Source organism: Streptomyces sp. NPDC006711, from assembly GCF_042869775.1.
GTDB lineage: Bacteria > Actinomycetota > Actinomycetes > Streptomycetales > Streptomycetaceae > Streptomyces.
Genome location: NZ_JBIAGO010000001.1, coordinates 215,487 through 234,220 on the forward strand (window position 1 = coordinate 215,487; position 18,734 = coordinate 234,220).

Genomic DNA, 18,734 nt, shown 5'->3' on the forward strand with positions numbered 1-18,734 from the left:
CGATGAACCCGGGCCGATCCTCGAAGGACCCGACGAACCCGGACCCGCTTCCGGAGGACCGAATGAACCCGGGCCCACTTCGACAGGACCCACTGACCCCGGGCCCACCTGCGAAGGACCCGACGAACCCGGGCCGACTCCCGAAGGACCCGACGAACCCGGGCCCGTCTGCCTCCGTGCGCCCCGCCGCCCCCGCACCCGCACCTGGCGGCAGGTGTCCAGCCCTGGCCACCACCGCGTACGGCAGCGGCCCCACCGTGCTGTGGATCCACGGCTACACCATGGACTCCAGCACCTGGAGCCCGCTGTGGGAGCTGCTTCCCGGCTTTCGGCATGTCGGCGTCGACCTGCCGGGACACGGCCGCTCGGGGCCCATCCCCGCCGGGCTCGGCCTGGCCGAACTCGCGGCGGAACTGGGCGAGTTGGCGCGCCGCGAGGGCGCGACGCGGATGGTCGCCCTCTCCTTCGGCTCGCTCGCCGCCACCCAGCTGGCGATCGACGAACCCGCCCTGCTCACCCGGCTCGTGCTGGCCGCGCCGACGCTGGGCGGGGCGCCCGCCGAACCGCACGCCAAGCGGCGCTACCAGGAACTGGTGATGCTCAGACGGCTCGCCGGGAGCGCCGCGCCGCTCGCCGACCTGTGGATGACCTCGCCCCCCGACATCTTCCGGGGCGCCTCCCGCCACCCCGAGCTCCACGCCCGGCTCCGTCAGGTGATCGGCCGCCACTCGTGGCAAGAGCTCGACGACGGCGCGATGAGCGGGCTCACCACCCAGGTCCACTCCCCCGCGCACCTCGCCCGGATCGCGGCCCGCACCCTGGTCGTCGTCGGGGACGAGGACATGCCGACGTTCACCGCCAACGCCCGGCTGCTCGGCGCCACCGTGCCGCACTGCGCGGTACGCACCGTCACGGGCGCCGGTCACCTTCCGCTGCTCGAACGCCCCGACGCGGTCGCCACCGCCCTCGCGGCCCATCTGGCCTGAACCCTGAACCGCCGCTCCCGTAACCGCGCCCCCGGCGCTCCCGGCGCCCCGCCTCACCCCGCGTCACCGAGGATCCTAAGGAGAAGACATGACAGGCACGGTGCTCGTCATCGGAGGCGGGCCGGCCGGCTCGACCAGCGCGGCCCTGCTCGCCCGGGCCGGCCACCGCGTGACACTCCTGGAGCGCGACCGGTTCCCGCGCTACCACGTGGGCGAGTCCATCGCCCCGTCCTGCCGCGCCATCATGGAGTACTCCGGGGTCGCCGAGAAGGTCGAGGCGCGCGGCTACCCCGTCAAGCGGGGCGTACTGCTGCGCTGGGGCGCGGAGAAGGACTGGTCGGTGGACTGGCGCGACATGTTCGGCGAGGACATCCGCTCCTGGCAGGTCGACCGCGCCGACTTCGACCAGGTCCTGCTCGACCACGCCGCGGAACAGGGCGCGCGGGTGGTGCAGGAGGCGACGGTCAAGCAGATCCACTTCGAGGGCGGGCGCGCGGTCGCGGCGGGCTGGGAGCACCAAGGGCGCCTGAACCGGATGGAGTTCGACCACGTCGTGGACGCCTCGGGGCGCGCCGGTCTGCTCTCGGCGCGCCAGTTCAAGAACCGCGAGCGCCACGACGTCTTCCGCAACGTCGCCATCTGGGGCTACTACCGGGGCGCGAAGCTGCTGCCGGACACGCCGTCGGGCGGCATCGACGTGATCTCCTCGCCGCAGGGCTGGTACTGGGTGATCCCGCTGAAGGACGACGAGTACAGCGTCGGATTCGTCACGCACCAGACCCAGTTCGCCCAGCGCCGCCCGAAGTTCGCCTCCCTGGAGGAGATGTTCCGGGCGCTGGTGGCCGAGTCGCCGACGGTACGCGAGCTGGTGGCGGGCGCCGCCCACGAGGGGCGGGTCCGGGTCGAGCAGGACTTCAGTTACGTCGCCGACCGGTTCTGCGGTCCCGGCTACTTCATGGCGGGCGACGCGGCCTGCTTCCTCGACCCGCTGCTGTCCACCGGCGTCCATCTGGCCATGTACAGCGGCATGTTGTCGGCGGCCGCCATCAACGCGATCGAGTACCGCGACGTCGGCGAGGCGGAGGCGCTGGGTTTCTACGAGACGCTGTACCGCGACTCCTACGCGCGGATGCTGGCGCTCGTGTCGGGGATGTACCGCAAGTACCAGGGCCGCAAGCACTACTTCTGGCTGGCCCAGACCCTGCTGCGGGACGCCGGCGACGAGGAGCCGGACAGCGCGTTCGGCGCGATCGTGGCCGGGCTCACCGATCTGCGGGACGCCACCACGACGGGCGGCGTGGCCCCCGCGCTCGGCCTGATCGAGGCGGCGGGACTCGCCAAGGGGCGCGCCGCCGAGGGACAGCGCGCCTCGGGGGTGACCAGCGCCCCGATGAAGCTGGACCCGGGCGATCTGTACGACGCCGCCTCCGGACTCCATCTGAGGACACAGGGCCGCCTCGGCATCCACCGGGCCTGACCCGGCGCGGCGGAGGCCGAGCGCCCGGCCCCCGCCGCGCTCACCCCTCTCACCCCGCCCGCCCCACTCACCCTGCCCCGCTCTCAAGAGGGCGCGGCATGCCGCGCCCCCCATCGGCACGTCAACACACCCAATTCCAGGGGGACATCATGCCTGTGCGTACCACCTATGCGGCCGGGGACCCGTGCTGGATCGACCGGATCTCGGCCAGGCCCGAGGCGGCGGAGGCCTTCTACGCCGCCCTGTTCGGCTGGACGTACGCCGAGGAGGGCGGCTACCGCACGGCCCGGCTGGCCGGGGAGCTGGTCGCGGGCTTCGGCTCGGCGCCCGGGCCCCTGGAGTCGTGGACGGTGTATCTGGCCGCGAAGGACGTGGACGCCACCGCGGCGGTGATCGCGGAGCTAGGCGGCCGCGTGGTGCTGGGCCCGGTGGACGCCGGGCCGAACGGCCGGCTGCTGCTCGCCACCGACCCGGCGGGCACCCTGACGGGCTGCTGGCAGGGGGCGCGGGCGCGGGGCGTGGTCCTGGCCGACGAGGCGGGCGCGGCCTGCGGGTACGAACTGCGGGTGCCCGACCCCTCGGCGGTGGCCGGTTTCTACCGGGGGCTCGGCGCGCACCCGACAGCCGGGGACGGGCCCGGCGGCTCCTTCCGGATCGTCCAGGACCGCTCGGCCCCGCCGCACTGGCTGGTGTACTTCGGCGTGGACTCCCCGGTCGCGTCGGCGGGCGCCGCTCTGCTGGCCGGGGCGCGTCCGGTCGGTCCCGCAGCCGGGGGCCGGGTGGTGCTGCGCGACGCGGGCGGCGCCCGGTTCGGCCTGAGCGCCGCCGCGCCCCGCCCGGCGGGCCCCGATACGTACGCGGGGCCGCCCCGGAACATACGCATCCCGGCCAAAAACTGAAGTATGTTCGAGCGCATTCCCCCCATGCTTGACTGATCCCGCATTCGAATTCGGGGTCATTCTCCTGGGGGGCTGAATTTTGGAACGTCCTCGTCTCAAAGCACACTTCGGCGCGGAAATCGTCGATGGCGACCGGGTATTCCTGGTCGCCGACGATCAGCATTATCTGCTCAAAGGCCGGGGCGCGGTTGCGGTACTGCCCCATCTGGACGGCCGCAAGACGGTCGGCGAGATCGTCCAGGCGCTGCACGGCGAGCTCTCGCTCCCCCAGACCCTGACCGCGCTGCGGCGCTACGAGGCCGCGGGCCACCTCGCGGAGGGCCGGCCCGGCCTCGACGAGCGCGCCCTCGCGTTCTGGGACGCGCAGGGCATCGACCCGTACGCCGTGGTCGAGGCGGGCGCCCGCGGTGTGTGCCTGACCGTGCTGGGCGGCGCCGACCCGGCGCCGGTCACCGAGGCGCTGCGTTCGAGCGGGATACGGGTCGGCGAGGACGGCGCCCTCCAGGTGGTCCTGGTGGCGGACTACCTGGATCCGGAGCTGGAGTCGGTCAACCGCGAACGGCTCGCCGACGGGCGGCCCTGGCTGCTGGCCAGGCCCGCCGGCGTCACCGCCTGGCTCGGCCCGCTCCTCCTGCCGGGGCAGAGCGGCTGCTGGTCCTGTCTGGCCCAGCGGCTCTTCGAGAACCGGCAGGTCGAGCGCTATCTGAGCGGCAAGCGCGGCGACCGCGTACCACGCGGCACCACCATCGCCGCGCACCCCGGCGGCCACCAGGCGCTCGCCGGGCTGCTCGCGACGGAGGCCGCGCGTTTCCTGGCCACGGGTGAGTCTCAGGCCCTGGCGGGGCGGATGGTGACGCTGGATCTGGCCGGGCTCGCCACCACCGGCCACACCCTGGTGCGCCGCCCGCAGTGCCCCTCCTGCGGGGACCCGGGCCTGACCGCGCACCGGAGCCCCAAGGTCGTCCTCACCCCCGGCGCCGCCCGGCACACCACCGACGGCGGCTACCGCACGCTGCCCCCGCAGCTGACCTACGAGCGCCTGAAGCACCACGTCAGCGCGCACCTGGGCGCGATCACCAAACTCGGCGCGCACGACGACATCGGAAACGGAATCACCTACGCCTTCACGGCCGGCCACAACTTCGCCATGGTCAACGACAACATGGATCTTTTGCGCCGCAATATGCGCGGGCAGAGCGGAGGAAAAGGAAGGTCGGAGATACAGGCGAAAGTCAGCGCGCTCTGCGAGGCGATCGAGCGTTATTCGGCGGTGTGGCGCGGCGGTGAGCCGGTGCGGCGCGCCGCGTACGCGGACCTCGATCCCGCCGTGGCCCTGCACATGGACCAGCTGCTGCTTTTCTCGCCCGCGCAGTTCGCCGGGCGCGATGCCTGGAACGCCGATCCCGAGCACCGCATCCACCTCGTGCCGGAACGTTTCCGCACCGATCTGCCGCTCGACTGGTCCACCGCCTGGTCCCTGACCCACGCCACCGAACGCCTGGTGCCGACCGGTTACGCCTACTACGGACACCCGGATCTGGCCCGGCACTTCTACTGCGTGGGCGACTCCAACGGCGGCGCGAGCGGCAACACCCTCGAAGAGGCGGTCCTCCAGGGCTTCTGCGAGGTCGTCGAGCGCGACGCGGTGGCCCTGTGGTGGTACAACCGGCTGCGCAGGCCCGCCTTCGACCTGGACTCGCTCGAAGACCCCTACATCGACTCGCTGCGCCGCTTCTACGCCGGCATGGACCGCGACCTGTGGGTCCTCGACCTCACCAGCGACCTCGGCATCCCGACGTTCGCCGCGCTCTCGCACCGGCGCCACGAGGTCGAGGACATCATGGTCGGCTTCGGCGCCCACCCCGACCCCGCGATCGCCGCGATGCGCGCCCTGACCGAGGTCAACCAGTTCCTGCCGTTCGTGGAGCGCAGGGACGCCGACGGCAACACCGAGTACCGCACCGACGACGTCGAGACCCTGAAGTGGTGCCGCACGGCCAGGCTCGCCGACGAGCCCTGGCTGCTGCCCGACCCCGCGCTGCCCCCCACCACCCTCGCGAGCCACCAGAACTTCGCCGGGCACGACCTGGCCGGCCACATCGAGGAGTGCGTGGCCCGCGCGAACCGGGCCGGCATCGAGGTGATCGTGCTCGACCAGACCCAGCCCGATCTGGATCTGCACGTGGTCAAGGTGATCGCCCCCGGCATGCGCCACTTCTGGCGCCGGCTCGGCCCGGGCCGCCTCTACGACGTACCCGTACAGCTCGGTCTCCTGGCGGAGCCGACGCGCGAGGAAGAGGTGAATCCGTGGAACGTGTTCTTCTGACCGCCCCGGCGCCGGCCCCCGCCGCGCCCTTGGCTGCCGCCCCGGTCACGACCTCCTCGCGGCTGCGCCCCGACGCGCGGCTCACCACGCCCGGCGACGGCGAACTGCGGATCACCGGACCGCGATCCACTCTGACGCTGCGTCAACTTCCGCTCGGCGTACGGTCGGAGCTTGCCCTGCTCGCCACCGGGTGGCAGGATCTGGACGCGCTCGGGGCCCGGGTCGTCGCCGCCGACGGCATGCGGGCGCTGCTGCGGCTGCGGCTCGCGGTGGGCCGGCTCGACGAGGAGGGGCTGCTCGAACACGCCGTCCTCAGCGGCGAGTCGGAGCTGGCGCGGCTGTCACCGGTCGGTCGTGGACGCACGGTGCTCGGCCCCGCGCCGCTGGCCGGCCGGCCCGTCAAGCTCTCCCGTTTCGCCCTGGCCCAGGTCGGCGGCGGACGGCTGACCCTGGCCGCGCCGGGCAGCCACCTCACGGTCACGCTCTGCCCCGAGGCGTCCGCGCTGCTCGGCGTGCTCGCCGACTGGACGACGCCCGAGGCGGCCGGGGAACGGCTCGCGCTGGCGGGCACGGACGCGACGCTGCGGCTGCTGCACGCCGCCGGACTGCTCGCCCCCGGCGCGCCCGGCCAGGACCTTGAGGACACCGCGCTGCCCGCCGCCCAGTGGGCGCCGGCCGAGCTGTGGCTGCACGCCCGCAGCCGCAACCCGCGCACGGTCGCCGGCTACGGCGGCACCTACCCGGGCCGCGACCACTTCGCGCCGCTGCCCGCCGCGCCGCCCGCGCGCGGCACCCGGCGCGTGGCCCTGCCCGTCCCGGACCTGGCGGCCATCGCCCGCACCGACCCCTCGCTGACCGAGGTCCTGGAGAGCCGGCGTTCGGTCCGCGAGCACGACGCCGCCGCGCCCCTCACCGACGTACAGCTCGGTGAACTCCTCTACCGCACGGCCCGCTGCCGCCAGACGTTCACCGGCGGGGACGGGCAGGAGCTGGCCGACCGGCCCTATCCCAGCGGTGGCGCAGTGCACGAGCTGGAGGTCTATCCGCTCGTCACCGCCTGCGCGGGCATCGAGCCGGGCCTGTGGCACTACCGCACCGACCGGCACGAGCTCGAACACGTGGCGCAGCCCGGCCCGGCCACCGCCGCGCTGGTGCACGGCGCCCGCGAGGGGGCCCTGATGACGGACGACCCCCAGGTCGTGCTGCTGGTGGCGGCGCGGTTCGGGCGCGTCATGTGGAAGTACGAGACGGTCGCCTATCCGCTGCTGCTCAAGCACGTCGGGGTGTTCTACCAGACCGTGTATCTGGTCGGCGCCGCGATGGGGCTCGCGGTGTGCGGGCTCGGCGGCGGCGACGCGGCCGACTTCGCGGCGGCCACCGGGCTCGACCCGCTGGCCGAGGGCGGCGTCGGGGAACTGGTCGTCGGCAGCAGGCCCGCGCGCCTGCGCCACCCCTTCGCCGTGCCACCCCTGGCCGCCGGCGCCCCTTCGGCCGGCGCCCCTTCGGCCGGCCCCGGCGCGGCGCCCCACGCGGGGGCCTTCGCCGCCGAGGAGAGACCATGAACTTCCGCTACAAGGCGCTGCAACGCATGCGGGAGCCCGACGAGTTGGACTCCCCCACCCTGCTCGCCGCGCCCCGGGGCTGGATCGCCGTCTTCGTCGTCATGATCATCATGGCCGGTGCCTCGCTCTGGGCGTTCCGGGGCAGCCTGCCCATCAGCGTCTCCGCGCCCGGCCTGCTGACCCGGCCGCTCGGCAGCGCCCAGGTGCAGAGCCCGGTGCCGGGCACGGTCACCCAGCTGCTCGTGCGCGCCACCGACAGCGTCGCCGCTGGGCAGCCCGTCGCGCGGGTGCGGTCGGCCGACGGCACGTCCTCGCCGGTCACCAGCCCCTTCGCCGGGCATGTGGTGGGCCTGGGGGTGAGCGAGGGGCAGGTCATACCGGCCGGCTCCACCCTCGCCACCGTCGAGCGCACCGACGCCGCCGACGACCGGATCGTGGCCATGGTCTTCGTGCCGGCCGCCCGCGCGGTCGGCCTGGTCCCTGGCCGGCCCGTGGACCTGTCGGTGTCGAGCGCCCCGGCCGGCGTCTTCGGGCTGCTGCGCGGCAGGATCACCTCGGTGAGCCCCTACCCGCTCACCTCGGGCGAACTGACCGGCCTGGTGGGCGGCGACCTCGCCGCCAGGAGTTACGCCGCGACGAGCGCGCCCCGCCTGGTCGTCGTCGACCTGGTCCGCTCCTCCGCCACCCGGTCGGGATACGCCTGGTCGACCACGGACGGCCCGCCGCACGCGCTGGACACGCAGGTCTCCGTCCAGGCGACGATCAACCTCGGCAGCCAGACACCGTTCAGCCTGATTCTCGGACGCTGAGGTGGAGCGATGACGCAGACAGTCGACACCCCGCCGCGCCCCGCGCCCGACCCCGTCGAGCGGCCCGCGGCGCTCACCCCGGGCAGACGCTCGGCGCGCTGGCGGCACAAGGTGCCCACCGTGATCCAGATGGAGTCGGTGGAGTGCGGCGCCGCGAGCCTGGCCATGATCCTCGGCTACTACGGCCGCTTCGTGCCCCTGGAGGAGCTGCGCGGCCTGTGCGGGGTCTCCCGCGACGGCGCGAAGGCCTCCACGGTGCTCGCCGCCGCCCGCGCCCACGGCCTGACCGCCAAGGGCCACCAGGCCGAGGCGGAGACCCTGAAGGACCTCTCCGCGCCCGTCATCATCTTCTGGGCCTTCCAGCACTTCATGGTGGTGGAGGGCGTACGGACCCGGCTGGGCAGGACGGTCGTCGCGGTCAACGACCCGGCCGCAGGGCCCCGGTTGATGGACTGGGAGGAATTCGACTCCGGATTCACCGGGATCGTCCTGTCCTTCGAGAAGGGGCCCGGCTTCCGGCCCGGCGGCAAGGAGACGAAGGTCGGCGCGGCGCTCCTGCAACGCCGGCTGCCCTCGGGCCGGGCGCTGCCGCTGGTGCTCCTGGCCAGCGCCCTGCTCGTCCTTCCCGGCATCGCGGCGCCCGCCTTCAGCCGGGTCTTCATCGACCGGGTGCTCGCCGGCGGACAGCGGGGCTATCTGCTGCCCCTGGTCCTCGCGATGACGGCGACCGCGCTCGGCATCCTGATCCTCACCTCCGTACAGCGGCACTATCTGCTGCGCCTGGAGATACGCCTCGGGCTCGCGAGCTCGGCCCGCTTCTTCCGGCATCTGCTGCGGCTGCCCGTGGACTTCTTCCTCCAGCGCAGGCCCGCCGAGGTCGCCAAGCGGGTGTCCGGCAACGACGTGGTCGCCGAAATCCTCTCCCGCGACCTCGCCCTTTCCGTCATCAACCTGGTCCTCGTCACCTTCTACGCGGCCGTCCTCATCCGCTACGACGTGCTGCTCGGCGTCATCGGGATCGGCATGGCGCTGCTCAACATCGCGGTGCTCCGCTGGGTCTCGCGGGCCCGCACCGACGCGGTGGTCGCCCTGCGCGCCGACCGGGGCAACCTGACCGCCACCACCTTCACCACGCTCAGCCTGATCGAGACGGTCAAGGCGACCGGCTCCGAACCGGACGCGTTCACCCGCTGGGCCGGCTTCCTGGCCAAGGTGATCACCGCCAAGCAGCGCCTCGGGCCGCCGACGGCCGTCCTGACCGTGGTGCCCGCGATGCTCGCGGCCCTCAACAGCGGGCTCATCCTGCTCGTCGGCGGCGAACGGGTGGTGGACGGCGTGATCAGCGTCGGCATGCTGGTCTCCTTCCAGACGCTGCTCGCCGCGCTCAGCCGCCCCGTCACCCAGCTCACCAACCTCGGAAGCCGCCTCCAGGAGGTCACCGCCGACATCAAGCGCCTGTACGACGTGGAGCGCTACCCGGCGGCGACCGTGTTCGACCTGCCCGACGAGGGGGAGGTCAGCCGGCTCGACGGCTATCTGGAGTTCAAGGACGTGCGGTTCGGCTACAGCCCGCTGGCCGAGCCCGTGATCAAGGACCTCAGCCTGAGCCTGGTGCCGGGGCGGCGGGTGGCGGTCGTGGGGAGCTCGGGCAGCGGCAAATCCACCCTGGGGCGCCTGGTCACCGGCCTGCACCAGCCGTGGTCGGGGCAGATCCTGCTCGACGGGCAGCCGCGCGAGGAGGTCTCCCGCAGCCGTCTCGCCTTCTCGGTCGCCTATGTCGACCAGGACATCTCCCTGTTCGAGGGCACGGTCAGGGACAACCTGACGCTCTGGAACACCGACATCCCCGACGACGACGTGATCGCGGCCCTGCGCGACGCCGCGCTCTTCGACACGGTCGCCGCCCGGCCCGGCGGCATCAACAGCCTCGTCGACGAGGACGGCCGCAACTACAGCGGCGGCCAGCGCCAGCGCCTCGAACTGGCCCGCGCGCTCGCCCTGCAACCCACCCTTTTGATCCTGGACGAGGCCACCAGCGCCCTGGACCCGGAGACCGAACGGCTCATCATGGACAACCTGCGCCGGCGCGGCTGCGCCTGCCTGACCATCGCGCACCGCCTCTCCACGGTCCGCGACGCCGACGAGATCATCGTGCTCGACGCCGGCCGCATCGCCGAACGCGGCACCCACGAGGAGCTGTTGGCGCTCGGCGGCCAGTACGCGGCCCTCATCGAGTCGAGCCGCCGCACGAAGGACGCCGCATGAGACCCGCGTCCTTCGTCCGCCGCCCCAAGGAGGCAGCATGACCATCGCCCCGCCGCCGGCCGGCGCCGAGCTCATGCCGTTCCTCACCGAGCGGGCCACTCCCGTCGAGCTGACGGCCGACCGCTTCCTGCGCTTCGACGACATCCGCCGGGTGGTCGTGGTGGAGTCGGGCGCGGTCGACCTGTTCGCGGTCGAGATGCGCGACGGCGTGCCGCGGGGGCGCTGGACCTATCTGAACCGGGTCGAGCGCGGCGCCATCCTGATCGGCACGCCCTATGGTCCCCACCACCGCATCGTGGGCCGCCCCGTGCTCGGCTCGCGCCTGTCCCACCTGCCGTTCTCGCACGTCGAGTCGTTGTCGGGACCGGCCGGGCAGGCCCTGCCCGAAGCCGAGTTCCGGGCCACCGTCGAGCAGTTCGTACGCGGCGTCGAGCAGGGCATCGTGGCCCTCGCCGAGGCGCTGCGCGGGGTGCTGCCGCCGCGTGAGTTCGTACCGCTGGCGACCGGCGCCGCCACCGAGGCCGCCGACGGCGAGGCGATCCGGTCGGTCGACGGGGTGCGCTGGGTCCTCATCGAGGAGGGCCACGTCGAGATGGTGGAGGGGGTGGCGGGCGAGATCGGCCCCGGCACCGACATCTGCGTCACCGAACGCGACTGGCTCATCGCCCACGGCCCCACCCGGCTGCGCTCGCGCTCCGTGCAGGAGCTGCTGTCCAACGGGGAGCTGTGGGGCCGCTGGGTGACCCACGCGGCCCGGCTCCTGTATGTGATCGACCGCCGGGTGGAGCGCGGGCGGCTCGCCGAGCGCGAGGCGCTTGAGCGCCGGCGCGCGCGGGACAAGTCCACCCTGGCGCGCGCCGCTCTCGGCTTCGAGTCCGTCATCCGCGACACCGAGGCCCGTATCAAACTGGCCGAGGTGGCCACCGACCCCGCCACGCTGGCCGCCGCCCGCCTGGTCGCGTCCCACCAGGGCTTCACCGTCAAGGCGCCGGTCGCGGGCAGCGGACACGGCCGGGACACCACCGAGCTCCAGGCCATCGCGCTCGCCTCGGGTGTGCGCACCCGCACGGTCCGTCTGGACGGGACCTGGTGGAAGCAGGACCTCGGCCCGATGATCGGCTACCGCAAGATCGGCGACGCCCCGGTGGCGCTGCTGCCGATCGGCCGGGGCTACGTCGTCGCCGAGGGCGCCCGGGTCACCCCGCTCACCCGCGAGGTGGCCGGCGAACTCACCAACCAGGCGACGGTGTTGTACCGGCCGCTGCCCGCGACGGTGAAGACGATCGGCGCTCTGCTGCGCTTCGGCTTCCGCAACAACCGCCGCGACCTGTGGACCTTCGCCGTGATGGGCGTCGCCGTCTCCGTGATCGGTCTGCTCGTGCCCATCATGACGGGCGCGGTGCTCGGCACGTTCGTCGCCGAGGCCCGGCGCGACCTGATCGTCCAGGGCGCCTGTGTGGTGATCGCCTCCGCCCTGGTGGTGGCCGCCCTGTCCATCCTCCAGAACATCGCCGTCCTGCGGATCGAGAGCCGGTCGACGGCCGCGATGCAGGTCGGCATGTGGACCCGGCTGCTCTCGCTGCCCGCGTCGTTCTTCTCGCGCTACTCCACGGGCGAGCTCGGCACCACCGTCCTCGGCATCAGCACCGCCCAGGAGATGCTGTCCGGGATGACCACCACGGCGGCCCTCGGGCTGCTCACGGGCCTGGCCAACCTGGCCCTCGTGTACTTCTACAGCGTGTGGCTCGCGCTCCTCGCGACCGCTCTCGTCCTGGCCGGCGGGGCGTTCGCCATGGTCGCCGGGTACTTCGAGGTGCGCTGGCAGCGCCGCCTCTACCAGCACGAGCAGCGGATGTCCTCGCGCGTGTTCCAACTGCTCACCGCCATACCGAAGTTGCGGGTGACTGCGGCCGAGGAGCGGGTGTTCGGGGTGTGGGCGGAGCAGTTCGGCAAGGGCCGCTCCCAAGCGGCGTCGGCCCGCCGGGTGCAGAACATGGTGACCACCTTCAACGCCGCCTATCCGGTGCTGTGTTCGGCGATCCTGTTCGCCGTGGTCGGCGGCCCGCTCGGCGGCAGCGTGCCGGTCGCCGCCTTCCTGTCCTTCTTCGCCGCGTTCAACCTGCTGCTCGCCGCCTCCCTGCAATTCACCGCCGCCGCCGTCATCGCGATGGGCGTGGTGCCGATGCTGGAGGAGCTGCGGCCCATCCTGGAGGCCGAGCCCGAGGTCAACGACGTCCAGGCCGACCCCGGCGACCTGTCGGGCCGGGTCGCGCTCTCGCATGTGACGTTCCGCTACAAGGAGGACGGGCCGCTGGTCCTCGACGACGTCGACCTGAGCGTGGAACCGGGTGAGTTCGTGGCCCTGGTCGGGCCCTCGGGCAGCGGGAAGTCGACGGTGCTCAGGCTGCTGCTCGGCTTCGAGCAGCCGAGCGCGGGCTCGGTCCTGTACGACGGCCAGAACCTCGCGGAGCTCGACGTCTCGGCGGTGCGGCGCCAGTGCGGGGTGGTGCTCCAGCACGGCGCGCTGCTCGCGGGCAGCATCAAGACCAACATCGTCGGCAGCGGCGGCTACACCGTCGAGGACGCGTGGGCGGCCGCCGAGATGGCCGGGATCTCCGCCGACATCGAGGCGATGCCGATGGGCATGAACACCGTGCTCTCCGAGGGCACCAGCACCCTGTCCGGCGGCCAGCGCCAGCGCCTGATGATCGCCCGCGCGCTGGTGGCGAGGCCCCGCATCGTCTTCTTCGACGAGGCGACCAGCGCGCTCGACAACCCCACCCAGAAGATGGTCGCCGAGTCCACCCGCCGGCTCAACGCGAGCCGGGTCGTCATCGCCCACCGCCTCTCCACCGTCGCGGACGCCGACAAGATCGTCGTCATGGACGGCGGCCGGGTGGTCCAGCAGGGCCGGTACGAGGAACTGCTCGCCGACTCCGCCGGCCTCTTCGCCCGGCTCGCCCAGCGCCAGATGTCCTGAACGACCCCGCCCCGCCCACTGGTTGACCTGAGGAGATCCCGTGGAATTCGCGCTGCTCATCTTCGGCGAGGAGAAGAGCTGGGACCGGATGCCGGAGCAGGAGCGCGCGGAGCGGTTCGCCGCCAACCGCGCGTTCGGCCGGGCGCTGGCCGAGGCCGGGGTGAGCGTGCGCTACGGCGCCCGGCTCGCCCGCCCCGACGTCCTTGAGGGCGAGGCCAGGTCCGGTGAGGGCGTCCTGGAGCTCGGCGGCCTGTGGCTGATCGAGGTGGCCACCGAGGAGGAGGCCCTGGAGTGGGGCGCCAAGGTGCCGGCCGGGCCCGGCAACCGGGTCGAGGTGCGCCGCTGCGACCGGCCGGGCCCGTCCGGCCCCTGACCGCGCCCGATGACCCGCCCGATGACCCGCACGGCACCAACCTACCTGCGCAGCAAGCGAGTTGAAGGGAACGCACCATGGCTGAACACCCCGCGACCCACTACCTGTCCTGCTATCTGACCCCGCCGGGCCCGGGCGCCGTCTTCTCCGTCCGGCACGACCAGAACGTGGCCCTGTGGCGCCGCCGCGGGACGACGGTGGAGCTCGTACGGGTCTGGGAGCTGGAGCGCGTCAGCGGGCAGAAGCACCACTTCTGGCCGCTGTACACGGCCGCGCGCGCCGAGGCGTTCCTGGGCGCCCTCCTCGCCGAGGAGGGCCTGACCCTCGCCGACATCTCCGTCAGCTGGGGCACCCCCGGCCTGCCGGCCGCGCGGCCCGTGCCGGTGCCGCCCGGCGCCGGTGACTTCCCCGTGCACAGCCTCGCGCACCTGTTCAGCGGCCTGATGACGGACACCGCGCTGTTCAAGCGGGAGAAGATCGTCGCGATGGCGATCGACGCGCTGCCCGACTACGTCCAGGACGGCGGCCCGACCCGCTACTGGTACGCGGGCGCCGTCGCCGACCGGGGCGCCCTCACCTTCGCCCCCGTCGAGTCCCCGGCCCCGCTCTACACCGCCGCCGAGACCCTGTTCGGGCAGGAACCCGGCACCCTGATGGCGCTCGCGTCGGCCAGCACCACCGAGATCCGCTTCGACGCCGAGGCCGCGGTCGCCCGGATCGCCCTCTACGGCGGCCAGGTGCAGCCGTGGAAGGAGGCCTTCGCCCTGGTGCGGTCCGTCGTGGAGGCGGCCGAGGCCCAGCTCGGCTCGGTACGGCTCGACCCCGCGTTCTCGCGCGAGGAGAACCTGCGCAGCGCCGCCATGAAGGTGGTGCAGCGCTGCTCGGAGCTGGTCGCCGTACGCAACGTGGAGCACCTGCTCGCCCTCGGCGGCCTGCGCGCCGAGGAGTGCTATCTGTCCACCAGTGGCGGCTACGCCCTCAACTGCCCCACCAACACGCTCCTGATGGACCGCTTCGGCTTCCGCGGCCTGCTCACCCCGCCCTGCGCCAACGACTCGGGCCAGGGCATCGGGCTCGGCCTGCTCGGGCTGCACGGCACCGGCGTCCTGGACGAGGCGGACCTGCGGGTGGAGTCGGCGTACGTGGGGCGCGAGGTGGGCGGCGTGCGGGACGCGCTCGCCGAGTTCGCGCCCTGGATCGTCTCGGACGAACCCTTCGACGACGACCGCTTCGTGGCCGACGTGTCCGGCTCGGTGCTCGCCTGGGTCGACGGGCGCGCCGAGATCGGGCCGCGCGCGCTGGGCCACCGCAGCCTCATCGGCGACCCGCGCTCCACCGAGGTCAAGGACCTGCTCAACGGCCACAAGCAGCGCCAGTGGTGGCGGCCGGTGGCGCCGGTGGTGCTGGCCGAGCACGTGGGCGAGTGGTTCTCGAGCGACCGCGACTCGCCGTACATGCTGGAGGCGGTCCAGGTACGCCCCGACGTCGCGGGGCGCGTCCCGGCGATCCTGCACCTGGACGGCTCCGCCCGCCACCAGGTCGTGCACCGGGAGACCAACCCCCTGCTGCACCGGGCCCTTTCGGCCTTCCGGGACGCGACGGGGGTGCCGATCCTGTGCAACACCTCGCTCAACGACCGGGGCGAGGCGATCGTGGACACCGCCGCCGAAGCGCTCACCTTCTGCGTACGCAAGGGCATCAAGGTCCTGTACTTGTGCGGGCGCCGCATCGAACTGCGCGTCGGGGATCGGGAGTTGGACGCTCTGGTGCCGGAAGGGCCGCGTCCGCGCGCGGTGGAGTTCTTCACCGGCCAGGAGGAGGACCGGGACGCGATCTGGCAGGAGTGGCTGGACCGGGGTTACACCGTGCCCGGCATGTTCCTGCTCGCCCGCTCCCCCGAACTGCGCGCCGAGGGGGAGCTCGCCACACCCGAACGCGTCAACCTGCTCGCCGGATACCGCGCCACCGTCGACCCGTCGTTCGCCGGGCTCGCCGAGAACTTCCGGCGCACCCACGGCCCCGGCGCCTCGTTCACCGACCCCTCGACGCTGACCGGCGCCTTCGGTGTCATCAACACCCTGCGAAAAGGCGGAAGTTCCGCATAATTGGACTCATTGTTGACCTCACTGACGGGGGCGGACGTGGTAGCAGTCGACGGGGGAGCCAGAGGCGGGCCGCGCAGACCGGCGGGACTGCTGCACCGGGACGAGGAGCTGGACCTGCTCGATGGGACCATGGCCGAACTCGCCGAAGGGCGCTCGTCGGTGGTGGCCATCCACGGCCCGCGCGGCATCGGCAAGACCGCGCTGCTGCGGGCCGCGCTCGCCCGGGTGCCCGGGCAGGCCGTCGTCCTGCGGGCCCGCTGCCACGAGAGCGAGCGGGGCTTCCCCTACGGCGTGGTGCGCCAGCTCTTCGACCGGCTGCTCACCCGGCCCGGGCGCACCGGGCCCGGCGGCCTCGAACTGCGCCCGGCCGCCCGCGCGGGAGCCGGCGGCGCCGAGGTGCACGAACAGCTCCAGGACCTCTTCCAGGCGGCCCGCTCGCTGTCCGACGGCAAGCCCGTGGTGATCGCGGTGGACGATCTGGGCTTCGCCGACCAGGAGTCGCTGGCCTGGCTCTCCTACATCGTGCGCCGCCTCGACGGGCTCCCGCTGGCCCTGGTCTTCACGGCCGACCCGGACGCGCACGAGGTGCCGCCCGCCGAGTCCGGCGCGCCCGCGCACACCCGGCTGCTGCGGCCGGGGCCGCTGTGCGAGAGCTGCGCCGCGCAGTGGATGGCGGGGGCCTTCGGCGCGCCCCTCGACACCGAGCTCGCCGCCGCCTGTCACACCCTCTCGCTCGGCAATCCGCTGGTCCTTCGGGAGCTCACCGACCGGCTGCTCGCGGCCGGTGTCTCGGCCGGCTCCCCCGACCAGAGCGCCGTCCTGGAGATCGGCGCCGCCACGCTGTCCGACACCACGGTGGAGTGGCTGAGCCGGCGCCACCCCGCGGCCGTCGACCTGCTCGCCAACCTGGCCGTCCTGGGGCCGGGCGCCGACATCGCGACGGCGGCGGCCCTCGCCGACCAGGGCGAGTTCGAGTCGGCGCTGGCCGGCGAGGAGTTGCGCCGCAGCGGGCTCATCGACCCGGGGCCGCCGCAGCGCTTCCGGCACGAGCTGGTGCGCACCGCGATCCTCTCCCGCATCGACCCGAAGACCCGGCTCGACCTGCACGCCCGCGCGGCGGCCCTGCTGCTGCGGCTCGGCGCCCCGGCCGCGCAGACCGCCGAGCACCTGATGTCGGTGGGCGCGAGCGGCCGGGCCTGGGCGCTGCCCATCCTGCGCACCGCCGCGCGCGAGGCCGCCGCCGGCTCCGACTGGGCCAATGCCGCCCGCTATCTGCGCCGGGCGCTGGCGGAGTCCGTCGATCCCGAGGTCGTCCTCGCCGTCACCGGCCAGCTCGGCGCGGTCGAACTGCACCGCGACGTGGCCGCCTGCGCGCGTTACGCCGCGACCGTGGCCGCCTCGATCCGCCCCCCGGCCGAACGGGCCCGCGCCCTGCTGCCGTTCGCGGGCCCGGTCCTCACCCTGGACTCCTCGATGGCCGCCCACTCCTTCGTCGAGGCCGCCACCGCTCTGGAGGCCGGTCACGGCGGGGAGGCACCGCTCGCCCTGCGGCTGCCGCTCGCCACCCAGGCCCTGCTGGCCGGCCACCGGGGCACCGCGCACCACACGCTGGCCGCGCTGCGCCGCTCACCGGAGGCGCACACCGCCGCGCCCGCGTTCCTCGGCGCGCTCGCCGCGCTCACGGCGGCCGGCGGCCGCTTCCCGCGCCGGGCCCAGCGGCTCGCCGAGCGGTGCGCGGACGCGGCCGCGCTCATCGGCGTCGACACCGGCGCGCCGGGCGCCGCCCTCGCGCTCGCCTGGACCGGCCGCGCCCCGGACGCCGCCGCGCTGGCCGACCGGACCGTCCTGACCGCGCGGGGCGCCGCCCGCCCCGGGGAACTCGCGCTCGCCCTGATCGTGCGCGCCGACATCGCGCTGCGCCTTGACCGTACGGCGGCGGCTCTCGGCGACGCCAGGGAAGCGCTGCGGCTCGCCGAATCCGTACGGGCGGCGGGTCTCGCGGCCGCGGCCGCCGCCTGCGCCGCCCGCGCCCTGGTGCGCAGGGACCAGCACGAGGCGGCGGCCACGGTGCTGGCCGGGTCGCCGCTCCCGGCCGGCGCGCATCCGCTGATCCGGGCCCAGTTCCTCCAGGCGCGGGGCCTGGTGGCGGCCGGCCGGGGCGCGCACGGGGAGGCGTTGCAGCTCTTCCTGGAGTGCGGCCACGCGCTGGCCGCGCGCGGCATGGCCAACCCGGAGTGCGTACGGTGGCGGGCCGACGCCCGGCGCGCGTACGAGGAACTGGGCGAACCGGAGGCCGCGCTGGCGATCGCGGAGGCGGAGCCGGTGGGGGTACGGGCGGGGGGTGTGGGTGCGGGCTCAGGTGTGGCCAAGTGGTCCGACGGGGCCGGGCCTGGAGGGGCTGGGCTCGCGGGCGCGCCCGGGTCGGCCGAGGGGGGGCCGGGTGAGCCGCCCGAGGACGGCCGGGACGGCCCCGGCGGCGCAGCTTCCGCCCACGCGCCGGACCTACGGACCGGCACGAAACGCCGGGCGGGCCTGACCACGAGCGAGCGGCGCGTCACGGATCTGGTGCTCACCGGGCTCAGCAACCTGGAGGTGGCCGAACGCCTCTTCCTCAGCAAGCGGACGGTCGACACCCACCTGGGCCGGATCTACCGCAAACTGGAAATCCGCGGCCGAGCCGAACTGGCCGAAGCCCTGCGGGAGTTGAACGCCCCCACACCCCCCGCCTGAAGACGCCCGGCCGCCACAAACCCCGTCCAGGCGCGCGAGGAACTACGCGCCCAGCCACGCACGTCCCGTTCAGGGGGGTCACGCGGACCGCCACAAACCCCGCCAGGGGCGCGAGGAACTGCGCGCCCAGCCACCCACCACCCGCACACGGAGATCACCCGGACCACCACAAGCCCCGTCCAGGGGCGCGGGGAACTGCGCGCCCAGCCACCCACCACCCGC

The 18,734-nt window shown here is 73.8% G+C and carries 11 protein-coding genes; all 11 read left to right on the forward strand.

What is annotated here, in order from left to right; genetic code table 11:
* Positions 1-176 precede the first annotated feature (176 nt).
* The 11 genes from ACFYM2_RS00990 to ACFYM2_RS01040 all read left to right on the forward strand — a co-directional run bounded on the left by ACFYM2_RS00990 (position 177) and on the right by ACFYM2_RS01040 (position 18,512).
* Complete coding sequence (locus tag ACFYM2_RS00990) at positions 177-986, forward strand: alpha/beta fold hydrolase (RefSeq protein ID WP_388832283.1); 810 nt, start codon at positions 177-179, stop codon at positions 984-986.
* Between the two features lie 88 nt (positions 987-1,074).
* The gene (locus tag ACFYM2_RS00995) at positions 1,075-2,463 is read left to right on the forward strand and encodes an NAD(P)/FAD-dependent oxidoreductase (RefSeq protein WP_358994547.1); all 1,389 of its coding nucleotides are present in this window, start codon (positions 1,075-1,077) and stop codon (positions 2,461-2,463) included.
* A 149-nt stretch (positions 2,464-2,612) separates the two neighbouring features.
* A complete protein-coding gene (locus tag ACFYM2_RS01000; RefSeq protein ID WP_388832286.1) occupies positions 2,613-3,362 on the forward strand; it encodes a VOC family protein in 750 nt (249 codons plus the stop codon).
* A gap of 79 nt (positions 3,363-3,441) precedes the next feature.
* A complete protein-coding gene (locus ACFYM2_RS01005; protein WP_388832289.1) occupies positions 3,442-5,688 on the forward strand; it encodes a TOMM precursor leader peptide-binding protein in 2,247 nt (748 codons plus the stop codon).
* On the forward strand, positions 5,670-7,250 hold the full coding sequence (locus ACFYM2_RS01010) for a SagB family peptide dehydrogenase (RefSeq protein ID WP_388832291.1): 1,581 nt from the start codon (positions 5,670-5,672) through the stop codon (positions 7,248-7,250). Before ACFYM2_RS01005 ends, ACFYM2_RS01010 begins: the two co-directional genes overlap by 19 nt.
* Positions 7,247-8,059, forward strand: a complete 813-nt coding sequence (locus tag ACFYM2_RS01015; RefSeq protein WP_358994535.1) for an HlyD family efflux transporter periplasmic adaptor subunit — start codon at positions 7,247-7,249, stop codon at positions 8,057-8,059. The genes ACFYM2_RS01010 and ACFYM2_RS01015 overlap by 4 nt, the downstream gene beginning before the upstream one ends.
* Positions 8,060-8,068: 9 nt before the next feature.
* Positions 8,069-10,324 (forward strand): NHLP family bacteriocin export ABC transporter peptidase/permease/ATPase subunit, encoded by a 2,256-nt coding sequence (locus ACFYM2_RS01020; RefSeq protein WP_388832294.1) that lies wholly within the window; start codon positions 8,069-8,071, stop codon positions 10,322-10,324.
* A 37-nt stretch (positions 10,325-10,361) separates the two neighbouring features.
* Positions 10,362-13,304, forward strand: coding sequence for an NHLP bacteriocin export ABC transporter permease/ATPase subunit (locus tag ACFYM2_RS01025; RefSeq protein WP_388832297.1), 2,943 nt, complete (start codon positions 10,362-10,364; stop codon positions 13,302-13,304).
* A 40-nt stretch (positions 13,305-13,344) separates the two neighbouring features.
* Positions 13,345-13,677, forward strand: coding sequence for a YciI family protein (locus ACFYM2_RS01030; protein WP_358994526.1), 333 nt, complete (start codon positions 13,345-13,347; stop codon positions 13,675-13,677).
* 77 nt (positions 13,678-13,754) lie between these two features.
* Positions 13,755-15,782 (forward strand): carbamoyltransferase C-terminal domain-containing protein, encoded by a 2,028-nt coding sequence (locus ACFYM2_RS01035; protein WP_388832301.1) that lies wholly within the window; start codon positions 13,755-13,757, stop codon positions 15,780-15,782.
* Between the two features lie 36 nt (positions 15,783-15,818).
* A complete protein-coding gene (locus tag ACFYM2_RS01040) occupies positions 15,819-18,512 on the forward strand; it encodes an AAA family ATPase (protein ID WP_388832304.1) in 2,694 nt (897 codons plus the stop codon).
* Positions 18,513-18,734 lie beyond the last annotated feature (222 nt).

Coding starts and splice junctions, on each gene's coding strand:
- ACFYM2_RS00995 (WP_358994547.1), top strand. CDS start 1,075: ATGACAGGCACGGTGCTCGTCATCGGAGGCGGGCCGGCCGGCTCGACC.
- ACFYM2_RS01000 (WP_388832286.1), top strand. CDS start 2,613: ATGCCTGTGCGTACCACCTATGCGGCCGGGGACCCGTGCTGGATCGAC.
- ACFYM2_RS01015 (WP_358994535.1), top strand. CDS start 7,247: ATGAACTTCCGCTACAAGGCGCTGCAACGCATGCGGGAGCCCGACGAG.
- ACFYM2_RS01020 (WP_388832294.1), top strand. CDS start 8,069: ATGACGCAGACAGTCGACACCCCGCCGCGCCCCGCGCCCGACCCCGTC.
- ACFYM2_RS01025 (WP_388832297.1), top strand. CDS start 10,362: ATGACCATCGCCCCGCCGCCGGCCGGCGCCGAGCTCATGCCGTTCCTC.
- ACFYM2_RS01035 (WP_388832301.1), top strand. CDS start 13,755: ATGGCTGAACACCCCGCGACCCACTACCTGTCCTGCTATCTGACCCCG.